Source organism: Jutongia huaianensis (genome assembly GCF_014384985.1).
In the GTDB taxonomy this organism is placed as follows: Bacteria; Bacillota; Clostridia; order Lachnospirales; family Lachnospiraceae; genus Jutongia; species Jutongia huaianensis.
Window position 1 is genome coordinate 1 of the sequence record NZ_JACRSX010000008.1, and the last position, 25,938, is coordinate 25,938.

General features: G+C 44.6%; 20 protein-coding genes and 1 rRNA gene. 17 read left to right on the top strand and 4 right to left on the bottom strand.

Translation table 11 applies throughout. The features are described from left to right. Positions 1 to 98, top strand: a 23S ribosomal RNA gene (locus tag H8704_RS07595); the annotation flags it as partial. Between the two features lie 229 nt (positions 99 to 327). On the opposite strand, the gene H8704_RS07600 is transcribed toward H8704_RS07595, so the two are convergent. Then, on the bottom strand, positions 328 to 840 hold the full coding sequence (locus H8704_RS07600) for a shikimate kinase (protein WP_022465493.1): 513 nt from the start codon (positions 838 to 840) through the stop codon (positions 328 to 330). Between the two features lie 168 nt (positions 841 to 1,008). Between H8704_RS07600 and H8704_RS07605 the strand changes: the two genes are divergently transcribed. Then, the gene (locus H8704_RS07605) at positions 1,009 to 1,911 is read left to right on the top strand and encodes a chemotaxis protein (RefSeq protein WP_022465494.1); all 903 of its coding nucleotides are present in this window, start codon (positions 1,009 to 1,011) and stop codon (positions 1,909 to 1,911) included. 85 nt (positions 1,912 to 1,996) lie between these two features. On the opposite strand, the gene H8704_RS07610 is transcribed toward H8704_RS07605, so the two are convergent. After that, positions 1,997 to 2,935, bottom strand: a complete 939-nt coding sequence (locus tag H8704_RS07610) for a S8 family peptidase (protein WP_118689365.1) — start codon at positions 2,933 to 2,935, stop codon at positions 1,997 to 1,999. 162 nt (positions 2,936 to 3,097) lie between these two features. Here H8704_RS07610 and H8704_RS07615 point away from each other — a divergent pair, with 162 nt between their 5' ends. The 15 genes from H8704_RS07615 (at position 3,098) to H8704_RS07685 (ending at position 23,956) form a co-directional block, all read left to right on the top strand. Then, complete coding sequence (locus H8704_RS07615; protein WP_249297863.1) at positions 3,098 to 4,237, top strand: CDP-glycerol glycerophosphotransferase family protein; 1,140 nt, start codon at positions 3,098 to 3,100, stop codon at positions 4,235 to 4,237. Positions 4,238 to 4,310: 73 nt separating this feature from the next. Then, entirely contained in the window at positions 4,311 to 6,227 is a 1,917-nt protein-coding gene (locus H8704_RS07620) for a fibronectin type III domain-containing protein (RefSeq protein WP_249297864.1), read from the top strand. 112 nt (positions 6,228 to 6,339) lie between these two features. Beyond that, positions 6,340 to 8,052, top strand: a complete 1,713-nt coding sequence (locus H8704_RS07625; protein ID WP_249297865.1) for a CDP-glycerol glycerophosphotransferase family protein — start codon at positions 6,340 to 6,342, stop codon at positions 8,050 to 8,052. Between the two features lie 68 nt (positions 8,053 to 8,120). Beyond that, complete coding sequence (locus tag H8704_RS07630; RefSeq protein WP_182439583.1) at positions 8,121 to 8,297, top strand: hypothetical protein; 177 nt, start codon at positions 8,121 to 8,123, stop codon at positions 8,295 to 8,297. An 18-nt stretch (positions 8,298 to 8,315) separates the two neighbouring features. Then, positions 8,316 to 9,290: a C39 family peptidase gene (locus H8704_RS07635; RefSeq protein WP_249297866.1), complete on the top strand. Its 975-nt coding sequence runs from the start codon at positions 8,316 to 8,318 to the stop codon at positions 9,288 to 9,290. A gap of 76 nt (positions 9,291 to 9,366) precedes the next feature. Beyond that, positions 9,367 to 11,673 carry a RelA/SpoT family protein gene (locus H8704_RS07640; RefSeq protein WP_022465501.1) on the top strand — a complete coding sequence of 769 codons (2,307 nt, stop codon included), beginning with the start codon at positions 9,367 to 9,369 and terminating at the stop codon, positions 11,671 to 11,673. A gap of 70 nt (positions 11,674 to 11,743) precedes the next feature. Beyond that, positions 11,744 to 12,379 (top strand): MBL fold metallo-hydrolase, encoded by a 636-nt coding sequence (locus H8704_RS07645; RefSeq protein ID WP_249297867.1) that lies wholly within the window; start codon positions 11,744 to 11,746, stop codon positions 12,377 to 12,379. Between the two features lie 56 nt (positions 12,380 to 12,435). Beyond that, complete coding sequence (gene hemZ, locus H8704_RS07650; protein ID WP_249297868.1) at positions 12,436 to 14,013, top strand: coproporphyrinogen dehydrogenase HemZ; 1,578 nt, start codon at positions 12,436 to 12,438, stop codon at positions 14,011 to 14,013. Positions 14,014 to 14,016: 3 nt separating this feature from the next. Continuing rightward, a complete protein-coding gene (locus tag H8704_RS07655) occupies positions 14,017 to 14,685 on the top strand; it encodes an HD-GYP domain-containing protein (protein WP_243101887.1) in 669 nt (222 codons plus the stop codon). A 147-nt stretch (positions 14,686 to 14,832) separates the two neighbouring features. Beyond that, a complete protein-coding gene (gene aspS / locus H8704_RS07660) occupies positions 14,833 to 16,629 on the top strand; it encodes an aspartate--tRNA ligase (protein ID WP_118678108.1) in 1,797 nt (598 codons plus the stop codon). Continuing rightward, positions 16,598 to 17,107, top strand: a complete 510-nt coding sequence (locus H8704_RS07665; RefSeq protein WP_249297869.1) for a phosphatase PAP2 family protein — start codon at positions 16,598 to 16,600, stop codon at positions 17,105 to 17,107. The genes aspS and H8704_RS07665 overlap by 32 nt, the downstream gene beginning before the upstream one ends. A gap of 44 nt (positions 17,108 to 17,151) precedes the next feature. Continuing rightward, the gene (leuS, locus tag H8704_RS07670) at positions 17,152 to 19,572 is read left to right on the top strand and encodes a leucine--tRNA ligase (RefSeq protein ID WP_249297870.1); all 2,421 of its coding nucleotides are present in this window, start codon (positions 17,152 to 17,154) and stop codon (positions 19,570 to 19,572) included. A gap of 168 nt (positions 19,573 to 19,740) precedes the next feature. Next, the gene (locus H8704_RS07675) at positions 19,741 to 20,220 is read left to right on the top strand and encodes a MarR family winged helix-turn-helix transcriptional regulator (protein ID WP_249297871.1); all 480 of its coding nucleotides are present in this window, start codon (positions 19,741 to 19,743) and stop codon (positions 20,218 to 20,220) included. 2 nt (positions 20,221 to 20,222) lie between these two features. After that, complete coding sequence (locus H8704_RS07680; protein WP_249297872.1) at positions 20,223 to 21,965, top strand: ABC transporter ATP-binding protein; 1,743 nt, start codon at positions 20,223 to 20,225, stop codon at positions 21,963 to 21,965. A gap of 44 nt (positions 21,966 to 22,009) precedes the next feature. Further along, positions 22,010 to 23,956 (top strand): ABC transporter ATP-binding protein, encoded by a 1,947-nt coding sequence (locus H8704_RS07685; protein ID WP_249297873.1) that lies wholly within the window; start codon positions 22,010 to 22,012, stop codon positions 23,954 to 23,956. Between the two features lie 149 nt (positions 23,957 to 24,105). Here H8704_RS07685 and argH read toward each other — a convergent pair whose 3' ends face one another. Both argH and H8704_RS07695 read right to left on the bottom strand, forming a co-directional pair. Next, positions 24,106 to 25,479, bottom strand: coding sequence for an argininosuccinate lyase (gene argH, locus H8704_RS07690; protein WP_022465386.1), 1,374 nt, complete (start codon positions 25,477 to 25,479; stop codon positions 24,106 to 24,108). A gap of 164 nt (positions 25,480 to 25,643) precedes the next feature. Beyond that, positions 25,644 to 25,910: a hypothetical protein gene (locus H8704_RS07695; RefSeq protein WP_334299408.1), complete on the bottom strand. Its 267-nt coding sequence runs from the start codon at positions 25,908 to 25,910 to the stop codon at positions 25,644 to 25,646. Between the last annotated feature and the right edge of the window lie 28 nt (positions 25,911 to 25,938).

The window sequence follows — 25,938 nt, forward strand, 5'->3', positions numbered from 1 at the left end:
CATAAGACCCCTTAGAGACGATGAGGTAGATAGGGCAGAGGTGGAAGTACGGTAACGTATGCAGCTGACTGTCACTAATAGGTCGAAGGCTTATCCAAAAGAAACGGGAAGCTGGTTGCGGAAGCAGCGGGAAGATGTTATAATCGGTATACAGTTTTGAAGGTACTATATATAGACTCTTTTGGCAGATTTGCTGAAAGAGTTTTTTTATGTAATAAAAAATGCAGATATACTTTTTATATATCTAAAAGGTGCTCCATGATGATTCAGGAGCACCTTTTGTATTTGTTATTTGGTTTAGGAGTTATTTGAGCGGATATGAATCCATCAAGGTTTATGATCTCCACTTTGAATCGTATGGGTGATCTCATAAACGCAGTCTCTGATTCCCTTTCCGGCACAATCAATGGTGATATCTGCATATTTTTCATAGAGAGGGATTCTTTCCTTATAGAGAGAATGAAGAGTCTGACCGGCTTTTATAGATACACCTCTCTGATTCAGGTCTCCGAGTCTTTCTTCCAGTAAATTTTCCGGAAGACGCAGATAAATGATCGTTCCAATTTCTTTTAAATGCTGCATAGCTTCCTGACCATAGATGACACTGCCTCCGGTTGCAATGATAGAGGAAGTGGTTTCGATGGATGCGTTGACCTGATTTTCTATTTGATTGAAGGCTTCTAAGCCATCCTGTGTAATAATTTCATGAAGAAGACGATGTTCCCGTTCCTGGATTAAAAGATCTGAGTCAATAAAACGAAATCCAAGATTTTTGGCCAGAACAACGCCGATCGTGCTTTTACCACATCCGGGCATGCCAATAAGGATGATGTTATTCATGGATTTTCCTCCGTTATGTATATTTTGCAAACAATATATGCAATTTATCCTATCATATATTAAAGGATATTACAGGATAAGTCAAAAGTCACTTGAAAAACAATGGGCGCTATTGTAAAATTATAGTTAAGAATTTATGAAACGGAATTTGCGTGAGGGAGGCAGATTATGGATACAAATATTTTATTGGAAAGCGGAACAAATGAATTGGAGATTCTTGAATTTATGGTGGCAGGAAATTATTATGGGATCAATGTAGCAAAGATCCGGGAGATTATATCGTGTCAGCCGTTGACGCCGATTCCAAACAGCCATGCCAATGTAGAGGGGGCATTTAGCACTCGTGGAGAAACGATTACGGTCGTGAATCTGGCGAGAGCTTTGGGAATGAAAGAAAAGATGGACGAGCCGACACAGGATATGTTTTTGATCACCAATTTCAATATGGTAAGCACAGGGTTTCATGTACATGGAGTCGTGGGGATACATAGAGTGAACTGGGGACAGATCATTCAGCCGGATAGCATGATCTGTAACTCTTCCAAGAGTATGATCACCGGAATTGTCAATCTGGATGGCAAGCTTGTTTTGATCCTTGATTTTGAGGCGATTGTAGCAGAGATTGCGCCGGATGTTGGTATGAATATGTCTGATATGAGTCATATTGGCAATCGGAAGGATAATCCGGCACCGATTTTATTTGCGGAGGATTCCCATCTGCTTAGTATGCTGATTTATGATGGATTGACCCAAGCAGGATATACCAATGTGATTCCGATGAATAATGGTCTGGAATTATGGAACCTTTTGCAGAAGTACAAAGAAGAGGGAACGCTGCAGCAACGGGTGCGTTGTGTCATAACAGATATTGAGATGCCACAGATGGATGGCCATCGTTTGTTAAAGCTGATGAAGGATGATCCGGAGCTTAAAGAGATACCGGTTATTATTTTCTCTTCCCTGATCAACGAGGACATGCGACGGAAAGGGGAAATGCTGGGAGCAGATGCCCAGCTTTCCAAGAGTCAGATGAGTGAATTTATACAGGCAGTTGATAGTTTTCTGCAGTAAATTTTAGTTTGTATACGGAGATAAAACGATTTATACCGGGAGGCAGATTTCCGTGCCTGAATTTATAGTGTAAGATTTTTGATGACTACATATACAGCAGTCGATCCAGCCGTATCATTCCCCAGCCCTGGCGGGAATGGTCATAGCCGAGATCAACTGCTGTTTTTTTGAGCTGGATCTTGACTTCACGGTTGGAGAGATATGGTCTCTGTTGCAGAAGCAGGGCAATGCAGCCGCTGGCTACCGGAGTTGACATAGAGGTACCGCTGCGGCTGTGATACAGTTTTTCCATGGAGATGGTGTCATAGGAGTAGCCATATAAACCATAAGGGGTGGAAGGAACCGGCTGACAGCTTATAATATTGGAGCCGGGGGCAACGATATCCGGTTTTTTGATACAGCTTTCCGTGGGACCGCGTCCGGAGTAGTCCCGTCCGTTTCCTGCCTGCATTACATCAGATGCTCCTACGGTAATGATTTTCCGGCTATTGCCGGGAGCACCGATCGTATGGGGAGCAGGACCATGGTTTCCGGCTGCTGTGAGTACGATCAGCCCCTCCTCCCAGAGTGCTTCTACACCGCGGACAAGAGGAGAGGTTTCATCAAAATGTTTTCCACGACTGCTTCCCACTGAAATATTTACGATACGGATATTGTATTCTTTATAATGAGCGAGAAGCCAGCGGATACCGGCGAGCACATCTTCGATATTTCCTTCCCCTTTTTGATTTAATACTTTGATCATTATAAAATGACTGTCAGGTGCGATTCCCTCGTATTTTCTTTGACTGGCCTGGCCGCTTCCGGCAATAATACCGGTAATATGGGTGCCATGTCCATTATCGTCGTAATAATCCTTTCTGTGGTTTACGATATCTACAAATGCCTGCAATCTGGTTCCAGGCATCGTAAGATCAGGATGCCTGCCGATTCCGGTATCAAAAACGGCAATACCGACTCCTTTTCCTGTCAGCTTCAGACTGCGGGCGGCATTAAGGTGGATAAGAGATGCAACACGCTGCATAGGATTCCTCCTGATTTAAAAAATTGTCGGCTATAAATAATTTATGCTTTTTTTTAAAATATGTTATCAAAGACAGATCTTTTATTTTCATGTGGTAATAAAGGAGGAAATTTGTTATAATAAAAAATAGGTGTTTAAAAATAGCAGGAAAAGAAGAAAATTATGAAAACAATTGGATATATAATATTTGCAAGTGTATATAACCTGTGTTGTATATTCTGCAGGGTTGCTTCTGGAAAGATTGTTTTATGGAATGGACATAATCATGGCCTGAATGGAAATCTGCAGGAAATATATGAGGCATTACAGCACAAAGAGGGATATACAATAAAGCTGCTGGTAAAAAGAGATCTGTTCCGTGATCCGGAAAACGGAAAGCGAAAGAGCATAGGGAAACTGTTTGCGGATATGATATTATTTTTTTTCGTGTTTCCATATCATATGGCAACGGCGGACAAAGTTTTTATGAATGACAATTTTCTGCCTTTGTGTTATATGAAGACAGCGAACAGACAGACGCAATTTGTGCAGTTATGGCATGGAGCCGGAGCTTTTAAACGTTTTGGACTCTCTACAGAGGATGATCCTTCCGTATATCAGATCGTAAAAGAGGCAAACCAGAAAATTACGCATCTGTTTGTAACCTCGGAGAATGTGATTCCCTTTTATCAGGAGGCATTTTCTGTTGCGAAAGACAAAATCTATCCCACCGGGATTCCTGTGACGGATATTTATTTTGATCAGGACCGGATTCGGCACAGAAAAGAAAAATTTTATCAAAATCATCCGACATTTGAGGGAAAGAAGCTTCTTCTTTATGCGCCGACATTTCGCAGGACAGAGGAAGAAAACAGAAATATTATGGAACAGTTTGATATTTCAAGAGTTCACGATATATTAGGACCGGACTGGATCATTTTGATCCGGATGCATCCAAAATTTCCAATGGAAAATATCACAGAGAATAGTTTTTGTTATAACATGACAGACTATAATGATATTACAGATCTTTATCTGGTATCCGACATGCTTGTGACGGATTATTCTTCTTCGGTTGTGGAGTATGTGCTGTTAAACAAACCGATTGTATTATTTGCTTATGACCTGCCGGATTATGACAGAGGATTTTATTTTGATTACGAGCAGATGATGCCTGGGAAGATTGCCCATACGCAGGAGGAGTTATATGGGATTTTACTAAAAAAATGTGATAATTTACCAAAACGACAAAATTTTGTCAAATTTCAATATGATAATACGGAGGGAGACGCCTGCGGGCGGATCTTGAAGATATTAGGCTGAAAAGCCGGATCGCAGCTGCCTGTACTGTGGCAGACTGGGATGGGAGAATAAACAGTACAGAAATGAGGATGAAATGGGAAAAATCAGAAATCACAAACAATTAGCATTTGTATTGGTGGCTGTATTATTTACGCTCCAATTGGTGTCATCGGCAGGGATAGGACAGAGGGAGAGCGTGAAAGCGGCAACCGGTCCACAGGATACATCAACAATTGTTGTTTCCGGTTCTGCAGTTACGGTAGATCCCGGAATTGTAATGTCTGCTGTGAATGCGGTGGAGATTACGAAGAATTCCATCACCTATCAGTGGGCTCCGGTGGCAAACGCAACAAGTTATTATATTTATAAGTATGATATTCCGAAGGAAAGTTACGAATATTATGGTGCGACAAGTGGTTCCAGTATCCGCGTGGAGGGACTGCCGGCAGGTGAGGAATGTTATCTGGCGGTTTATGCAGTAAATGATGATACAGCCTGTCGAAGTGATTTTGTGGTAACAGAGTCTGTATTTACCAAACCGGAGAAGGTAGAAACCTTTACAATTTCCGATAATACTACTACGAGTGTAGTTTTACGCTGGCTGGATATTCCGTCTGCCACAGGATATATTATTTACAGGGCAGGAACCGGCGGCAATTTCAAAAAGATTGGAACTTCTGTTACAGGGGAGTATAAGGATACAAAGCTGACAGCAGGAAAAACATATCAGTATAAGATCGTGGCCTATGCCGGACCGGAGACAAATGTGGGCGAAGAGTCGCCGGCGATATTTACCTGTTCTCTGCCGAAGTCGCCGACGGTTGTGATCAAGGGAGGTAATCAGAGAGTACGTCTGACCTGGAATGCCATTACCGGAGCTATGGGATATAATGTTTATATTAACCAGAATGGACAGTATGTATTACTGACAACACTGGAGGGAAAGACCAGCAAAAAGTTTATTCATACGAATCTTGAAAATGGTCAGACATATAAATATTATGTAAAGGCTTATCGTACCTACAATGGTATTGTTTATGAAAGCAAGGAATCTGCTGAAAAATCAGCGATAGCAGCAGAGGTTAGTGACACAAGTACAAAGGCAAAATTATTTAAAACGAAATCAACATTTAAAAAATCAGAGGCTTGCAAGAAAAATAAAGATTTCACAAAGAAGCTGGATTATGCAAAGAGTTTTCCAATGCCGGGTATGTTAAATACGAATGTAGCAGAATTTGGATGTGGAACAATGATTCCACAGGGAATTACCGTAGCGAAATCTTATTTCTTTATCACGGCGTATGACAGTCAGGGGATAGAAAATTCTGTTGTTTATGTTTTGTCTAAGGCAGATAAAGAGCTTATGACCACAATCATCCTGCCAAATAAATCTCATGCAGGAGGTATTGCATTTGATGGTAAAAACCTCTGGATCACACAGGCCAAAACATTAAGAAGCATTCCGTTTTCTGCGGTAAAAGATGCGATTGATAATCAGGAACCATATCTGGAGCTTAGTGCATATGGCGTGGAGATCAATCTGCCGCAGCAGGCAGCTACCGTGACATATTATAAGAAGCTTCTCTGGGTTGCATCCTATGATGAGTTAAAGCCGGGATATCTGGTAAGTTATAAGATTGCCAAGAAAGGATCAAAACCGGAGCTGACACCGTTAAAGACTATTTCTATGCCGACCCGTGTACAGGGAATTGCATTTTCCGGAAATGGACGTCTGATCGTATCAAGATCCTGTCAGACAGATCCGAAAAAGCGTGGTTATATGCATCAGCTTGATGTATATAAGCCAAATTTAAAGAAAGCTTCTAAGGGAATTATTTCCTTGGGAAAGGTACGCAGTACCGTGGAGGTTCCAACGATGAATGAGGAGATCACCATTAGTGGAAAACGGATTTATATTGTATTTGAATCTGTTGCATTTTATACCGCGGAGCAGCGTGTGGATAGAGTTTGTGCATTGCCTGTCAGTTATGTAACCAAGTTGAAGAAATAAATATATATTGTTCTGATTTAGCAAATGGCTGGTATTTCAAAAAAGTTATGAAATACCAGCCATTTATGATACACTGTTATTTGATCATTTAATTGTATGGAGGAAAATCGGAATGACAGTCAACATGAGAAACTATCATATAGATGAAAAAAATAAAATATTAAATATAGATCTGCAATGTGAGTCGGGTAAAGAACATAAAGCAGGAAAGATAAGATTTTCACTGGTATTCGAGGGCTCCTGCGGAAAAAGATATTTTCCGGTATCGGCACAATATCAGCAGGAGATTGACGATTGCAGAAGGTATATGGCGAGTGTCCGGATAGAGCTTCCGTATATATTTTTCGAGCATTTTCCATTACCGGAGGAAAAGGTTACGGTATCAGCAGTATTTTGTAACGAGGATATGTTATGGATCAATATGGCTCCAATGATAGAATTACCGGGAGAATTATTTCAACCGCAGGAGCGGCGTAGATCGGCAATTCGTGAGATCAGTGACAGGATATTGTATATTTTTTGTACAATACTGCTGCCGGTCTGGATTCTGGATGGAGTGCTGGCACAGAAAGGACTTCATCGGCTTCACCGTGCAGCAGATGGCAGACAGGGAAAACAGGCGGTATTTTATCATGCTCATGGTCTTGTAAAGGATTGGACCGGATATGGATATAGCATCAGGGAATATAAGACGAATTATTTCAAAAAATGTTATGAACGCGCCTGTCGAAATGAGCCGGGGACCAAGGGAATCCTGTTTTTATCGGAGAGAAGAGTGGATGCCGGTGGAAATCTGGACCGGATCCGGCAGGAAGTACAAAAGAAAGGGTATGTGAGCCGGGAGTTTTTAACAGAAACGCCGATTCATAAGCTGAGCCGGAAGGAGATCAGGCGTTGCGCCGGTCTGGTGGCTGCTGCAAAACTAATTATTCTGGAGGATTTTGTGCCACAGCTTCATTCGTTGTCTCTGCGACGGGACACGCAGCTTCTGCAGATGTGGCATGCATGTGGGGCATTTAAGCTGTTCGGTCTGTCAGAGCTTGGAATTGTAGATCATCTGAATCAGTCCACAAGAAATCACAGAAGTTACACCGCTGCACTGGCAAGCAGCGACGGGGTAGTGCCATTTTACAGTGAAGCTTTCGGAGTAGATGATCATATTATAAAACCCATTGGCGTGCCAAGGACGGATATATTTTTTGATCAGAAATATGTCAGTCAGGTCCGGCAGAGACTTTTTCAAAAATATCCGGCGTGTCAGAACAAAAAAATTGTTTTATTTGCACCTACGTTTCGGGGAAGCGGCAATAAGACAGCGTATTATCCGTGGGAAAAATTCCCGGCAGCAGATATTATGGATCAACTGCCGCAGGACACCGTGATGATTCTGAAGAATCACCCCTTTGTGAAAAAAACATACGAAATACCATTGGAATATCAGGAAAGGATTTTTGATCTGTCAGCGGAGGAAAATATTAACGATCTTCTGTTTATCGCTTCCGTGCTGATTACCGACTACAGTTCGGTTATTTTTGAGGCATCTCTTTTGAATTTGCCGATAGTATTTTATACCTTTGATCTTCAGGAATATCTGGACAGCAGGGATATTTATTTTGATTTTGCTTCTTTTGCTCCGGGAAAGATCGTAGGGGACCGGCAGACACTGGAAAAAGAAATTATGGAGATACTTCAGGGAGAAGGGGAGGAAACGAAAGAGAGATCGATATCAAGAGAACAGTTTTGTAGATTTTTTCTGGGGTCATTGGACGGAAAATCCACGGAAAGAACCATGGAACTTGTGAAACAACTGTTGACAACAGATTGACAGAAAATAGAAAGTTATTATATTATGTAACATAGGTGTATAGTTGGATCAAAGAACGGAGGAAATATATGTCAGAGTACCGGAATTGGGACAAGGAACTGGATCGTCTGGAGCAGGGAAAAAGTCAGTACAGCTGGGATGAACTTGAGGAACTGATCACAGATCGGCTTGAGGACGAGAAAATAAGTGAACAGGAGTTTGAAACCCTGATGCGGCGGCTTATGGATATAGACTGTGAGTTGTAATAGAAAAGGGGGAAAAACATGGAAAGACAAAGGACGGAAGAGGAAGAGAGAGAATATCGAAGATACCTTCATCGATTGAAACGGAGAAGAGAACGCCGGAGACAGATTATGATCGCGCGGGTCGTTGCCGGGACAGCAGGAGTGATGCTCCTTCTTCTGATGGTGGGGCTGATCCGGATGGGAGTCAAGGCAGTACAGAATGCAGGAAGTGATACAGGCAAAAATAAGCAGGTAGAGGCAAGTGCCACGCCTACAGCAGAGACACTGGATTATTCTGTTCCGGAGGGATTTGAAGAGTATGCGGACAGTCTGGAGAAAATGAGAGGAAAATATCCTCAGGTTGAGAATATTCTGCTGAATCTCTATGAATACAGTGAGAGTATGCTGAAGCTGGCTGCAAACAATCCGGACACACTGGATTTTGTGGAGAATTATCCGAAGCATAAATCAGATATCAAACCATCCGGTAGTGTAACACAGGAGGAAATTGATTCCGCAGAAAACGGAATTCCGCGTTTTCAGCAGTGGGACAGCCGCTGGGGATATCTGACCTATGGAAATGATAATATAGGAATAAACGGCTGTGGTCCTACATGTCTTTCTATGGTGGCAGCAGGATTGTTAAAGGATACTTCTAAATCTCCGGATGCCATTGCAGAATTCAGCGTAGAAAATAATTATTGTACTGTAGCTTCCGGAACGGCCTGGTCGCTGATGTCATCCGGTGCCAAAAAGCTGGGACTAAAAGCAGAGTCTGTGGTGGTGGGAAGTGATTCCCTCCGGTCTGTGCTGGAAAAAAAGCAGCCGGTGATCTGTAGTATGAAGCCGGGAGACTTTACGACGACCGGACATTTTATCGTGCTGACCGGACTGACAGAGGATGGAAAGCTGATGTTAAATGATCCAAACAGCATTACAAGAAGCAATAAGCGATGGAATATAGAAACAGTGGTGGGGCAGATGAAATCGGCATGGACATATACTGTGCCGTAATACGTCAAAAATAAAATAGGATGGAAGATACGATTAGGAAACTGGCAGATTCAGATGCAGAATGGAGTGACTTAATATGGATAAAAACGGACCTGAAATCAAAATTGACAATGGAGAGCTTGCCACAAGTATGATACCGGAAGATTTTACAGAGCCTCAGGTGCTGTATGAAAAGCTGATCAAAATGATCAGACAGTATCATCCATCCGATGATATCTCTATGATCGAAAAGGCATACAGGATTGCTTACAAAGCGCATGATGGGCAGCTCAGAAAGTCAGGAGAGCCATATATCATTCACCCTGTGTGTGTCTGCATTATTCTGGCAGAGCTGGAGCTGGATAAAGAAACGATCGTGGCCGGTATGCTCCATGATGTGGTGGAGGATACTGTGATGACCAGTGAAGAACTGGCGGCTGAGTTTGGAGATGAGGTTGCACTGCTGGTAGATGGTGTCACGAAGCTGACCCAGTTAGATTATGTGGCGGATAAGGTAGAGGTGCAGGCTGAAAATCTTCGAAAGATGTTTCTTGCTATGGCAAAGGATATCCGTGTCATTCTGATCAAGCTGGCGGATCGTCTTCACAATATGCGTACTATGCAGTATCAGACACCGAAAAAGCAGAAAGAAAAGTCAAGGGAGACGCTGGATATTTATGCACCGATCGCAGACAGGCTGGGAATTTCCAAGGTGAAGGTAGAGCTGGATGATCTGGCATTTAAGTATCTGGAGCCGGAAATGTATAATCAGCTTGTGTCGAGTATTGCCAATGGAAAGGAGCAGAGAGATATTCTGATCCGCAAGATCGTTAAGGAGGTCAGCCACCATATTGAGGAGGCTGGGATCAAGGCGACGATTGATGGCAGAGCGAAACATTATTTCAGTGTCTACAAGAAAATGGTGACACAGAATAAGAGGCTGGATCAGATCTATGATCTTTTTGCAGTGCGTATTATCGTAGAGACGGAGCGAGACTGTTATACTGCATTGGGTGTGATCCATGAGATCTATAAGCCGATTCCGGGACATTTCAAGGATTATATCTCCATGCCAAAACCGAATAATTATCAGTCCCTTCATACAACACTGATCGGTTCTATGGGACAGCCGTTTGAGATACAGATCCGTACTTACGAGATGCACCGTACAGCAGAGTATGGTATTGCTGCTCATTGGAAATATAAAGAGAATCAGTATGGAAGCAAGGACAGAGATAACGAGGAAGAGAAGCTGGCATGGCTGCGCCGTATTTTGGAATGGCAGCGGGATATGTCGGACAATAAGGAATTTTTAAGTTTATTAAAGAGTGATCTGGATCTGTTTTCCGATCATGTATACTGCTTTACAAAGGACGGAGATGTTAAGAACCTTCCGGCAGGATCTACAACCATTGATTTTGCCTATGCCGTGCACAGTGCCGTGGGAAATAAAATGGTGGGAGCAAGAGTCAATGGAAATCTGGTACCGATTGATTATAAGATCCAGAATGGTGACCGGGTTGAGATTATGACTTCACAGAATTCCAGAGGACCAAGCCGTGACTGGCTGGCTCTGGTTAAGAGCCCACAGGCCAAAAATAAGATCAATCAGTGGTTCCGATCCCAGTTTAAGGAAGAGAATATTGTCCGGGGGAAGGAACTTCTGGCAAATTATTGTAAGGCGCAGGGTGTTGTTTTATCGGATCTGCTCAAGAGCGAGTATACGGATTATTGTATGCGGAAATATGGATTCCGGGATTGGGATTCTGTTCTGGCTGCATTGGGACATGGAGGTCTGAAAGAGGGACAGATTGTGAACCGTCTGCAGAGTGCATATGATAAGAAGAATCCGAAGCATACCACGGATCAGGAGATTCTGGATGCTGTGGCAAAAAGTACCGAAAATGCAGGTGCTTCCAAGCCGGCGGCTGCGGTCAAATCCAAGAGTGGTATTGTGGTAGCAGGTCTTTCGGATGTATCCGTGCGTTTTTCTAAGTGCTGCAGTCCGGTACCGGGTGATGAGATTATTGGATTTGTGACGAGAGGACGAGGAGTATCGATTCACCGGACCGACTGTGTCAATATGATGAATCTGTCTGAGGCAGACCGCCAGAGGATCATTGAGGCAGAGTGGAGCGTGGATTCCCAGGGCTCTGCAGATGAAGATTATGATGCAGAGATTGTGATCTATGCGTATGACCGTATGGGTATTCTGATGGATATTACAAGGGTACTCACGGAGAATAAAATTGATGTGAAGGCTATGAATACCAGAACAAGCAAGCAGGGAATCGCAACGATCAATGTCAGCTTTGCAATCCGTGGCGTGGAAGCCTTAAATGAGCTGATCAAAAAACTGCGGAATGTACCGAATGTGACAGATATTGAGAGAAGCCGTGCATAGTGGAGTAAAAATACATCACAGCTTTGAAACAGATGAATCAAAGCTGGTTAAATAGAGAATGAGGATTAATATGAGTTTATTAAAATGTGATTTTCGGGTCGTAGGACCGATACAGACCAACTGTTATTTTTTGTACCGGGAGGACACAAAGGAATGTCTGATCATTGATCCGGGCTACGAGGCGGATAAGATTGAAGCCTATGTACAGAAGAAGCAGCTTCATGTGGCAGGAATTTTACTGACTCATGGACATTTTGATCATATTACAGCGGCCGATGAGGTGCGAAAGAAGTTTCAGACAAAGATTTATGCCTCCGGGAAGGAGAAAGAGCTGATGGCTGATCCCCGGATGAATGTTTCTGTGATGATGGGAGAAAGTGTGAGCCTGAAGGCAGATGTCTGGCTTGAGGATGGTCAGGAGCTGGAAATGCTCGGAGAGACTATGCGCTGTATTTTAACACCGGGACATACAGGAGGCGGTATGTGTTTTTATTTTCCGAAGGCGTGTATGTTATTTTCCGGGGATACATTGTTTCAGGAGTCGGTGGGCAGAACGGATTTTCCTACCGGCAGCAGCCGGGAACTGATCCGTTCTGTGCGGGAGAAGCTTCTGGTGCTTCCGGAGGCGGTCCGGGTATATCCGGGACATGGGTTAATGACAACGATCCGTGACGAGCAGATGTTTAATCCGTATGCCGTTCAATAAAGACTGTCAATGGATGGACATATGTTTGTCTTTGAAATGCAGAAAAGAGGATTTAAATGATAGATATCGTTTTGTCTGAGAGGGATTTTGATTATGAGCTTCAGGCATTGGTTACAGGATTTTTTCCGGGAGTGCATAACCGGGTGCTCATACAGCCGGAGCAGGAGGATGCAGCTTTGTTTGAGCTGGCAGAACGGGAGTCCGGGGACGGCATTTCTTTGCTGACCGGTGTTTTCCTGGGACAGTATGAAATCCGGGGATGGGTGCTTGGAAAGGGGCATCTGCATCGCAATAGTGTATCTGTCAGTGGTGGGCAGGATTTTCACAAGCATGTGGACAAGACGACGCATCCTTACCGGACAACCTACAAAAATAAACTTAAAAAACTTTTATTTGAATTATACAGCAGCATTCCGGAGGAGGAGCTGCCGGAGGGGATACAGCGAAGTATTCCTGTATGGGGAACTATGACAGGGGTTCGTCCCACAAAGATTCCCATGAACCGGTTATTGGAGGGGGAACCTTTGGAACAGGTGCGGCGTAGTATGGAAGAGGAATATTGCTGCAGTGGTGGAAAGGCGGAGCTTTGTCTGGACATTGCTGTCCGGGAAGCAAAGCTATTGCAAAAAGCAGAATATGATAAAGGCTACAGTCTGTATATTGCCATTCCGTTTTGTCCATCTACATGTCTGTACTGTTCTTTTCCGTCTTATCCGTTGGAACGGTTTCAGGCACTGATTCCGGATTATTTGGAGGCGCTGAAAAAGGAGATTCGTTTTTGTGCCGGACTGCAGAGGGGGAAACGTCTGACCTCGGTTTATATTGGAGGAGGTACTCCGACAACGTTATCGGCAGGACAGATGGAGGAGTTGTTACAGTGTCTATATGAAAGTTTTCCGGTGAATGAGGCTGCAGAGATTACCGTAGAGGCAGGGAGACCGGACAGTATTACAAGGGAAAAGCTGATGGTGCTTCGGAAATTTGATGTGGAGAGGATCTCGGTAAATCCGCAGACAATGCAGGATAAGACATTGCAGAGCATTGGCCGCCATCACACCGTAGAGCAGACAAAGGAAGTGTTTGCTCTTGCAAGGGAATGTGGTTTTGAAAATATAAATATGGATCTGATCATTGGTCTTCCGGGGGAGACGCCGGAGGACTTTGAAAATACACTGGAGCAGATCAGGAAACTGGATCCTGACAGTATTACGATTCATTCACTGGTGGTAAAGCGGGCTTCCAGACTGCGCCGCCTGCTGGATGAGGGAGCCGTACCGGAGGAGGAACGGGCACACCGCATGGAAAAAATGATGGAGCTGGGATTAACCTTTGCTGCGGAGAATGGATATCAGCCTTATTATATGTACCGTCAGAAAAACACGGCAGGATATGCCGGCAGCTCCGGGCAGGAGAATATTGGCTTTGCACGAGAAGGAAAAGAATGTCTTTATAATATTCTGATCATGGAAGAAATGCAGAGTATTGCTGCACTGGGGGCCGGAGCAAGTACAAAGTGTTATGACAGACAGCGTCATATTGTCAGCCGGGTGGAAAACGTGAAAAGCGTTACAGACTATATATCACGTATTGATGAGATGCTGCAGCGAAAACAAGAACATGGTATGGGGGATTAGAACATGGAAGAGGATTATCTGGAACAGCTTGTGATGGAAAACACTTCCCTAAGCAGTCAGATGAGAGAGTATCTTTATACTGAGATGAGTCATGGGGTAAAGGTAAGCAATCTTGCGGAGGCTGTGGCGAGGGAGCTTGGAGAGGATGAGGAGTTTTGCCGGGATATTGCTGTGGCAGGACTTTTACATGATATTGGAAAGCTGTGGGTATCAAAGCATATGGAGGAGGCTGGAAACAGAGAAACACTCACGATCGAGAGGATGAAGATCGTGCGGATGCATCCGACCCATAGCTGTGAAATGCTCAAACGGGAGGAATATCCGGAGCGGATCACCGAGGCAGTGCTTTATCATCATGAAAACGTGGATGGAACGGGGTATCCGGAAAATCTGCGGGGGCATCAGATACCGTGGATGGCGAGGATTCTGCGGATCTGTGATGTGTATTGTGCATTGACGACGGACCGGAGCTATCGTCGTGCCTTTGACCGGGCGGCGGCTATGGAAATTATGATCGATGAGGCCGAGGATTATGATATGAAGATCTTTCTGGCATTTCAGAGAGTGCTGCACAATGAAGCGGGAGAAAAGCTTCGTGCATTATGCACCGTTCTGTCCACGCTGCAGAAGGAACATCTGCCTTTATTTGTGAAAGAAGCAGAGCTTTTATGATTTCAATGTGAATAAGATCCCGCCGTTTCGGCAACGGTGGCTTGCATGTTTTGGGGTTTCGGTGTATTATCTTATACGGTATGGTCTGCAAAGATCATGATGGAATGTTTATAAAGTGACAAATATATCAATCAATGGAGGATTATCATGGCAGAATCAATGAGAGGCTTAAAGCGTACCTGTCGCTGTGCCGAATTGAGTGAGAAGAATATCGGACAGGAGGTTACCGTGATGGGATGGGTCCAGAAGGCCCGTAACACCGGTGGCTTGATCTTTGTGGATCTCCGCGACCGCAGCGGACTTCTTCAGATCAATTTTCAGGAGGACAAACTGGGACAGGAGCTATTTGATAAGGCATATAAGCTTCGCAGCGAGTTTGTAATTGCTGTTGTAGGTACTGTTGTGGCAAGAGAGGGTGGCATCAATAAGAACATCCCTACCGGTGCAATCGAAGTCGTAGCAACACAGCTTCGTGTACTGTCAGAAGCACAGACCCCTCCATTTCCGATTGAGGAGGATATCAAGACAAAAGAAGAGCTTCGTCTGAAATACCGTTATCTGGATCTTCGTCGTCCGGATCTTCAGAGAAATCTCATTATGAGAAGCAGGATTGCGACACTGACCAGGCAGTTTCTGGCAGATGAGGGTTTTTTGGAGATTGAGACACCAATGCTCAACAAGAGCACACCGGAGGGGGCAAGAGATTATCTGGTGCCAAGCCGTGTACATCCGGGATGTTTTTATGCATTGCCGCAGTCGCCACAGCTTTTTAAGCAGCTGTTGATGTGCTCCGGTTATGATCGTTATTTCCAGCTGGCAAGATGTTTCCGTGATGAGGATCTTCGTGCGGACAGACAGCCGGAGTTTACACAGATCGATATGGAGCTTTCTTTTGTGGACGAGGATGACGTGATGGATGTCAACGAGCGTCTGCTTCAGAAGCTTTTCAAGGAGATTCTGGATATTGATATTGAACTGCCGATTCAGAGAATGACCTGGCAGGAGGCAATGGACCGTTTCGGCAGCGATAAGCCGGATCTTCGTTTTGGTATGGAGTTAAATGATGTATCCGACGTTGTAAAGGGCTGTGGCTTTGGTGTATTTACCGGAGCTTTGGAAAACGGTGGTTCTGTTCGCGGTATTAACGCAAAGGGACAGGGCGGCATGCCTCGTAAGAAGATTGATGCATTGGTGAAATTTGCAAAGGATTTCGGTGCAAAAGGACTTGCTTATCTTTGTATCAACGAGGACGGCACATACAAGTCATCCTTTGCCAAGTTTATGACTGAGGATGAGTTACATGCGCTGGTGGATAAGATGGATGGACAGCCGGGAGATCTTCTTCTCTTTGCGGCTGATAGAAATAAAGTCGTATATGATGTGTTAGGTAACCTTCGTCTGGAGCTGGCAAGACAGTTAGATCTTCTGGACAAGAATGAATATCGTTTCCTCTGGGTAACAGAATTCCCTCAGTTCGAGTATTCTGAGGAGGAGCAGCGATATGTGGCAATGCATCATCCGTTTACTATGCCAATGGAAGAGGATCTGGAGCTTCTGGAGACGGAACCTGGAAAGGTACGTGCCCGTGCTTATGATATTGTATTGAACGGTACTGAGATTGGTGGAGGTTCTATCCGTATCCATCAGGATGATATTCAGGAGAGAATGTTTGAGGCTCTTGGATTTACAAAGGAATCCGCATATGAGCAGTTTGGTTTCTTGATGAACGCATTTAAGTACGGAGTACCACCTCACGCAGGACTGGCTTACGGCCTGGATCGTCTTGTCATGCTGATGGCAAAGGAGGACAGTATCCGTGATGTGATCGCCTTCCCGAAGGTGAAGGATGCGTCCTGTCTGATGACAGAGGCTCCGTCCAGGGTAGATGACAAGCAGTTAGAAGAGCTTTGTATTGGAATTACCGAGACAAATGACGAAGAATAGTTATCAAAAATGCATGGAATGGACCGAAAGGAATATCGGGATCACGGCGGTATGTCTTATGGTAAAGGCGATCACGGCAGTGACAGCAGCCATCTATATGGCAATAGCTTTGTGGCTTTTTGCACAGAGGGATGAACGGATCTTTCGATTTCTGCTGGTGCCGGCAGCCGGCTTTGTGGCAGTAACGATCCTGCGAAAGCTTATTGCGGCGAAGCGCCCCTATGAAATATACGGTTTCACGCCTCTTTTACAGAAGGATACCAGGGCAAATTCCTTTCCCAGCCGTCATGTGTTTTCAAATATGATCATAGCGGCAGCAGCTTTATATGTTAACCTGCCTCTGGGGATATTTACAGCAGTATGTGGACTGTTACTGGCAGTTTTAAGAGTGATCACGGGAGTTCATTTTCCGAAGGATGTGGCTGCTGGCTGTCTGATCGCAGTATTGCTTGGCTGGATCGGATTTTATCTGGTCTGATATGATACAACAGGATTGAGTTTTAGCAGAATTGGAGGATTATCATGGCAGAAATGTACAATCACCATACGGTGGAAAAGAAATGGCAGAAAATCTGGGAGGAGGAGAAAGCATTTCAGGCTTCAGAAGACTACAGCAAGCCGAAGTTTTATGCATTGGTAGAATTCCCGTATCCTTCCGGTCAGGGACTTCATGTGGGACATCCGAGACCATATACCGCTCTGGATATTGTTTCCCGTAAGAGAAGAATGCAGGGGTATAATGTATTGTTCCCAATGGGATGGGATGCGTTTGGTCTGCCAACAGAGAATTATGCGATCAAGAATCATATCCACCCGAAGATCGTAACAAAGAATAATGTTGCCCGTTTTAAGGGACAGCTTCAGTCACTGGGCTATTCCTTTGACTGGGATCGTGAGATCAATACAACAGATCCGGATTATTATAAATGGACACAGTGGATCTTCCTGAAGCTGTTTAATGCCGGACTGGCATATAAGAAAGAAATGCCGATCAACTGGTGTACCTCATGTAAGGTTGGTCTTGCCAATGAGGAGGTTGTCAACGGTGTCTGCGAGCGGTGTGGAGCACCTGTTGTCCGCAAGGTAAAAAGCGAGTGGATGTTAAAGATCACAGAATATGCAGACAAGCTCATTAAGGATCTGGATGATGTGGATTATATTGAGAAGGTAAAGGTTTCCCAGAAGAACTGGATCGGCCGTTCTGAGGGCGCCGAGGTAGACTTTGCCCTCAAGGACAAGGATGAGAAGCTCCGCGTTTATACGACACGTCCGGATACATTGTTTGGTGCAACCTATATGGTTATTTCTCCGGAGCATCCACTGATCGATAAGTATAAGGATGAGATCACCAACTGGGATGAGATTCAGAAATACCGTGAGATGGCAGCGAGAAAATCTGATTTTGAGCGTACAGAGCTTGCAAAGGATAAGACAGGTGTTGTACTTGGCGGTATGTCAGCGATCAATCCGGTGAATGGCAAGGAGATTCCGGTATGGATCTCTGATTATGTGCTGATGTCTTATGGTACAGGTGCTATTATGGCAGTACCGGCACACGATACCCGTGACTGGGAGTTCGCCAAGAAATTTGATCTGCCGATGATCCAGGTAGTCGAAGGAAAGGAAGGTCCGGTAGATATTAATGAAGCTGCATTTACGGATGTGGCAACCGGTAAGATGATCAATTCCGAGTTTCTGAATGGCCTGGAGGTCACAGAAGCCAAGGAAAAGATGAAAGATTTTCTGGAGGAGAAGGGCATTGGAAACCGTAAGGTAAATTATAAGCTCCGTGACTGGGTATTCTCCAGACAGAGATACTGGGGTGAGCCGATCCCGATCGTACACTGCGAGAAATGTGGATATGTGCCATTGGATGAGAGTGAGCTTCCACTGCTTCTACCGGAGGTAGACAGCTATATGCCGACCGATAACGGAGAGTCTCCGCTGGCAGCCATGACAGACTGGGTAAATACCACTTGTCCATGCTGCGGCGGTCCGGCAAAGAGAGAGACAGATACAATGCCTCAGTGGGCAGGTTCTTCATGGTATTTCCTTCGTTATACAGATCCTCATAATAAAGAGGCACTGGCAAGCAAGGAAGCATTAAAATACTGGCTGCCGGTTGACTGGTATAACGGTGGTATGGAGCATACAACACTTCATCTGCTTTATTCCCGTTTCTGGCATAAATTCCTGTATGATCAGGGAATTGTGCCAACAAAGGAGCCATACCAGCGTCGTACTTCTCACGGAATGATCCTTGGTGAAAACGGTGAGAAGATGAGTAAATCCCGTGGTAATGTTGTAAATCCGGATGATATTGTACAGGCCTATGGTGCAGACACCCTGCGTACTTATGAGATGTTCATCGGTGCCTTTGATCTGAGTGCATCCTGGTCAGAGGATGGCGTAAAGGGCTGTCGTCGTTTCCTGGAGCGTGTATGGAAGCTGCAGACCATTATGACCGGGGAGGAAGGTTACTCGGCCGATATGGAGACAAAGATGCATCAGACCATTAAGAAGGTAAGCCAGGATTTTGAGAGCCTGAAGTATAATACTGCGATTGCTGCAATGATGGCATTGATCAACGATTTCTACAAGAAGAATGCGGTCACAAAGGGCGAGTACAAGACTCTGATCACCCTTCTTAATCCGGTTGCGCCACATATTACAGAAGAGCTGTGGCAGATCATCGGAGGCGAGGGACGTGTATATCTGAATACCTGGCCGGAGTATGACGAGGCAAAGACGGTAGAATCTACGGTGGAGATTGCTGTTCAGGTCAATGGAAAGACCCGCGCAACTCTGAAGATCGGCAAGGAGGATGCGAAGGACGATGTACTTGCAAAAGCAAAGGAGACCATCGCAGATAAGCTGGAAGGCAAGAATATTATTAAGGAAATTTATGTTCCGGGACGAATTGTTAATATCGTTGCGAAATAATAAAATGTGATCAACATTTCATAATCATTAAAAAAAGATAAAGTCTATTGACTTTATCTTTTTTTGTCATATAATAATAATCACGCCTATTGTTGAAATGGAAACAATTCACTTTTCAACAGTATAGAGGAGAGAATATTGGTACATACAGAAGGGAGTGAGGAGTCCATGAAGAAGGATGGAGCATTAGGAATGGAGATCAACTGTGTTTCTAATATGATCCGGAGAAGCATTGACCAGCGTATTGCTGCGATGCCGGGAGAAAAGCTCAGCCGGATGGACAGCTGGATCATTCATTATATGCTGGATCATCAGCAGGAGGATGTGTTTCAGAAGGATGTGGAACGAGCTCTTGCAATGACCCGATCCAATGTGTCTAAGGCTGTGGATCAGATGGTCCATAAGGGCTTGATCATGCGTTCTCCCGTGGACTATGATGCACGGCTCAAAAAACTGACGCTGACACCAAAGGTGTTGGAAACACACCGTTTGGTGGAAGGGGAGATTGCAAAGTTTGAACAGCTTCTGGCGGCGGGCTTTACTTCACAGGAGCTGACCCAGTTTAAGGAGTATCTGGGAAGAGTTGCCAGAAATATCAACCACAGTGCAGAGAGACAGAAGGAAGAAAAGAAAAGGAGGGATTTCTGATTATGCTCAAAACATTAGCGTCGCAGATCAAGGAATATAAAAAGGCTTCCATTGCGACTCCGATCTTTATGATCCTGGAGGTTATCATGGAAACGATCATTCCACTGATGATGGCTTCAATCATTGATGATGGCGTATCGGTGGGAAATGCAGGACATATTTATAAGATGGGAGCCCTGATGCTGGCAGCGGCATGCTTTAGTCTTTTTAGTGGTTTTATGGGAGGAAAGTATGGTGCAAGGGCATCCACAGGCTTTGCCAGAAATCTGAGAAAAGCAATGTATGAAAATATACAGACCTTTAGCTTTTCCAATATTGATAAGTTCAGTACAGCAGGACTTGTCACACGACTTACCACAGATGTTACGAACATTCAGAACGCATATCAGATGCTGCTTCGTATGTGTATGAGAGCACCGTTCAGCCTGATCTGTGCCATGGTAATGTCCTTTGCGGTTAATACAAGAATTGCAACGATATATTTGATTGCGGTACTGGTTTTGGGAGTGATCCTTGGAGTTCTGATAACCAGGACCACAAAGTATTTCAGAAGTATTTTTCAGAAATATGATGATCTCAATGAAAGCGTACAGGAAAATGTATCTGCCATCCGTGTGGTAAAGGCATATGTGCGTGAGGATCATGAAAAAGAGAAGTTTACAAAGGCAAGCGGCAATGTATATAAGCTGTTTACAAAGGCGGAAGCGATGATCTGTCTGAATATGCCGATCATGCAGTTTACGGTGTATACATGCATTCTGGTGATCAGCTGGATGGGAGCACATATGATCGTCAGCAATACATTAACGACAGGTGGTCTGTCTATGCTGCTGACCTATTGTATGAACATTTTGATGAACCTGATGATGCTGTCCATGATCTTCGTGATGGTTACCATGAGTGTGGCAAGTGCCAGACGTGTGGCAGAGGTATTAAATGAGAAACCGGACATTACAAATCCGGAGAATCCGGTAATGGAAGTGGCAGATGGCTCTATTGAATTCCGGCATGTAGATTTTAGCTACAAGAAGGATGCAAAGGAACCGGTATTAAAGGATATCAATTTGAAGATCCGTTCCGGTGAGACAATCGGTATTCTGGGAGGAACCGGAAGCGGAAAGTCAAGTCTGGTCTCTCTGCTGAGCCGTCTCTATGATGTGACAAAGGGAAGTGTGCTGGTGGGCGGCAGAGATGTCAGAGAGTATGATATTGACGTAATCCGGAATCAGGTTGCTGTTGTGCTCCAGAATAATGTACTTTTCTCCGGCACGATCCTTGACAATCTCCGCTGGGGAGACAAGGAGGCAACAAAGGAAGAATGTATGCATGCCTGCGATCTTGCCTGTGCCAGTGAGTTTATTGAAAAGCTGCCAAAGGGGTATGACACCTATATTGAACAGGGTGGAACCAATGTGTCCGGCGGGCAGAAGCAGAGACTTTGCATCGCAAGAGCTCTTTTGAAGAAGCCGAAGGTATTGATCCTGGACGATTCCACCAGTGCTGTAGATACGTCAACGGACGCCAAGATCCGGAAGGCATTTGCAGAGGAGATTCCGGGAACCACGAAGCTGATCATTGCACAGCGTGTCTCCAGTATCCAGAATGCAGATCATATCATTGTGCTGGAAAATGGAGAGGTCAACGGATTTGGAACCCACGAGGAGCTGCTTGAAAATAATGAGATCTATCGTGATGTATATGAGTCACAGACATCCGGTAACGGAGATTTTGACGAGGCATCTTAAAAAATTGCTTGAATAGAAAAGAAATAAGAAAGGTGGAATGAGAGATGGCAGAAAATCGTTCAGAAAAGCCAAGGGGACCAAAGGGACCCGGCGGACGAAGGGGAATGGGACCAAGAATGAAACTGGAGCATCCCGGACAGACCATAAAACGTCTTTTGAATTATATCGGTAAAAGCTATGGAGTTTATCTGGTGCTGGTGTTAATTCTGATCATAGTCAGCGTTCTTGCCAATGTCCAGGGAACTATGTTTACCAAGGCCTTGATCGATCAATATATCACGCCGTTAATGAAGGCAGAACATAAGGACTTTGGTCCGTTGCTGCATAAAATTGCGCAGGTTGCCTGTTTTTACGGGCTGGGTGTATTTTCTACCTGGGCGTATAACCGCCTGATGGTTAATGTCACACAGGGAACTCTGCGAAAGCTTAGAGACGATCTGTTTGTTCATATGGAGTCTCTGCCTATCAAATATTTTGATACACACTCCCATGGAGATATTATGTCAATTTATACCAATGATATTGACACGCTCCGTCAGATGATCAGCCAGAGTATGACACAGCTTTTTTCCAGTGTGATCACCATTGTGAGCGTACTGGCGGCAATGATCATGATCAATGTGCCTCTGACACTGGTTACATTGTTTATGGTGGGTGTGACACTGCTGGTAACAAAGAAGGTAGCCGGACTTTCCGGAGCTTACTTTATTCAGCAGCAGAAGGATCTGGGAAAAGTAAATGGTCATATTGAGGAGATGATGAATGGCCAGAAGGTAGTAAAGGTATTCTGCCGTGAGCAGGAGAGTATGGATGAGTTTAATGCGTTAAATGATGAACTTTTTCATAGTGCGGATAATGCCAATACTTTTGCCAATGTGATGGGGCCGATCAATGCCCAGCTTGGAAATGTCAGTTATGTGCTTTGTGCTATGATAGGAGGTCTTCTGGCATTTAACAAGGTGGGAGGTTTTACCATCGGTGGCCTGGTGGCATTTCTGACATATAATAAGTCTTTCAGTATGCCGATCAATCAGATAAGTATGCAGTTAAACAGTATTGTGATGGCACTGGCAGGAGCAGACCGTATCTTTGAACTGCTGGATGAGAAGCCGGAGGTGAATGACGGTTATGTAGAGCTGGTACGTGCCAATGAGGACGAAAAGGGTCATATTACGGAGAGTGAAAAGAGAACCGGTCTCTGGGCATGGAAGCATTATCATAAGGATACCGATACCGTGACATATCAGAAATTATGTGGTGAGGTGGTATTTGACCATGTAGACTTTGGTTACAATGATGATAAGATCATTCTTCATGATGTGGAAATGTATGCGAAGTCGGGACAAAAAATTGCATTTGTAGGTGCTACAGGAGCCGGTAAGACAACGATCACGAATCTGATCAACCGCTTTTATGATATTCAGGATGGTAAGATCCGTTTTGATGGAATTAATGTCAATAAGATCAAAAAAGAGGATCTGCGTCATTCGCTGGGAATCGTTCTTCAGGATACTCATTTATTTACGGGAACAGTCCGTGACAATATCCGGTATGGTAAGCTGGATGCGACGGATGAGGAGGTGGAGGCAGCTGCAAAGCTTGCCAATGCAGATTCCTTTATCCGTCATCTGCCGCAAGGGTATGATACGGTACTCAAAGGAGACGGTGGAAATCTAAGCCAGGGTCAGCGTCAGCTTCTGGCAATTGCCAGAGCAGCCATTGCAGATCCGCCGGCATTGATCCTGGATGAGGCAACCAGCTCCATTGATACCCGTACAGAGAAGCTGGTACAGGACGGTATGGATCGTCTGATGAAGGGGAGAACGACCTTTGTTATTGCCCACCGTCTTTCTACGGTTCGGAACAGTGACTGCATTATGGTTCTGGAGCAGGGACGGATTATCGAAAGAGGTACTCATGACCAGCTGATCGAGCAGCAGGGGAAATATTATCAGCTTTATACCGGTAAGGCAGGAACCGGTCTGGCTTGATATAACAATACAGCAGCAATATGCCAAACAGGTTGAAAGATATTTCTTTTCAATCTGTGGTAAGACAAAAGCACTCTTGTAAATGAATGTTACAAGAGTGCTTTTGGTTTTAGAAAAAATATATAAAACTTTATCGGTGAAACATCGGATTATTCTGCCAGATATTTTTCGTAAGAATCGATGACCTTTGTCATAGCTTCCGGACCCGGAGCACCGATGGTATTACGTTTGTTGACACAGGTTTCCATAGAGATGGCATCGTAGATATCCGCTTCAAAGACAGGACTGATTGCCTTGTATTCCTCGAGACTCATTTCGCCAAGAGAAATGCCCTTGTCGATGCAGTAAAGGACAAGCTGTCCGATAATGCCGTGGGCGTCACGGAATGGAACACCGTGGTTTACAAGATAGTCAGCAGCATCGGTAGCATTGGTAAAACCACCCTCTGCGCTGGCGCGCATACGGTCTTTGCGGAAGGTCATGGTGTCCAGCATACCGTGGAACAGGACAATGCAGCCTTTTGTGGTGTCAATGGCATCAAAGACAAATTCCTTATCCTCCTGCATATCTTTATTATATGCCAGAGGAAGGCTTTTCATCGTAGTCAGCAGAGACATCAGGGCACCATAGACACGGCCGGTCTTGCCGCGGACAAGCTCAGCGATATCCGGATTTTTCTTTTGTGGCATAATGCTGCTGCCGGTAGAGTAGGAATCATCAATATCCACAAACTGATATTCATTGGTATTCCAGGTAATGATCTCCTCGCAGAAACGGGAAAGATGCATCATAATGATCGACATATCATTTAAAAACTCGATGAGATAATCACGGTCAGAAACAGAATCCATGCTGTTTAAGGTTGGTCCTGTAAAGCCAAGAAGCCTGGCGGTTTCTTCCCGGTCTAACGGATATGTGGTACCTGCGAGGGCACCGGAACCGAGAGGGCAGTAGTTCATACGCTCCAGGGTGTCAGAAAGACGGGAACGGTCACGCTTAAACATCTCGAAATAGGCTCCCATATGATGTGCCAGGGTAATTGGCTGTGCTTTCTGCAGATGTGTAAAGCCCGGCATGATCGTGTGCAGGTTCTCCTTCATAATGCGCAGGATGCTGTCCAGCAGGCTTTTTAAGAGATCGTTCATTTCTTCGATCTCATGGCGTGTGTAAAGCTTCATATCCAGTGCAACCTGGTCATTACGGCTTCGTCCGGTATGAAGACGTTTTCCGGCATCGCCAATGCGTTCGATCAGATGTGCCTCCACAAAGCTGTGAATGTCCTCGTGCTCTGCAGTAAAGGTCAGAGTACCGTTGTCAATGTCCTGACGGATGCTCTCCAGTCCCTTGATGATGCTTTCTTTATCCTCGTCAGACAGAATACCCTGTTTGGCAAGCATGGTTACATGGGCAATGCTTCCCTCGATGTCTTCTTTGTAGAATTTCTGGTCAAAGGAAAGAGATGCGTTAAAATTGTGTACAAGCTGATTTGTTTCCTTGGTGAAACGTCCGCCCCAAAGCTTCATAATGTCCTCATTTCTGTGCTGCGGGTATTTTGATCAATGATATGGTGTCGGTGACAGGCAGCACACTGTCAGAATCATTGGCTGTAAACCGGCAAAAACAAACCGAAATGGAGATCCATTTCGGTTTGACTTGTTTCAATTGCTGAAAAGACCGTATCTACGGATTAATTCTCAGCCTCAGGTTTGCTGTCGGAAAACTCGATGTAATCATCATCGAAATCATCCTCATAATCATCATCGAAATCATCGAGATAATCCGGTGTAAAATAGCGGTAAACAGCATATGCGATCGCTGCAACTGTGGCAATTGCACCAACGATAGCAAGAGCAACCAGAATGCCGTTTTTGTTTTTCTCTTCTAACTCCTTTTTGTGAAGGAGCTCATTGATGCGTGCAGTGTTTAAAAGTTCTTCCAGTTTTGAATTATTCATCATACAATACCTCCAATCCAGCTATATA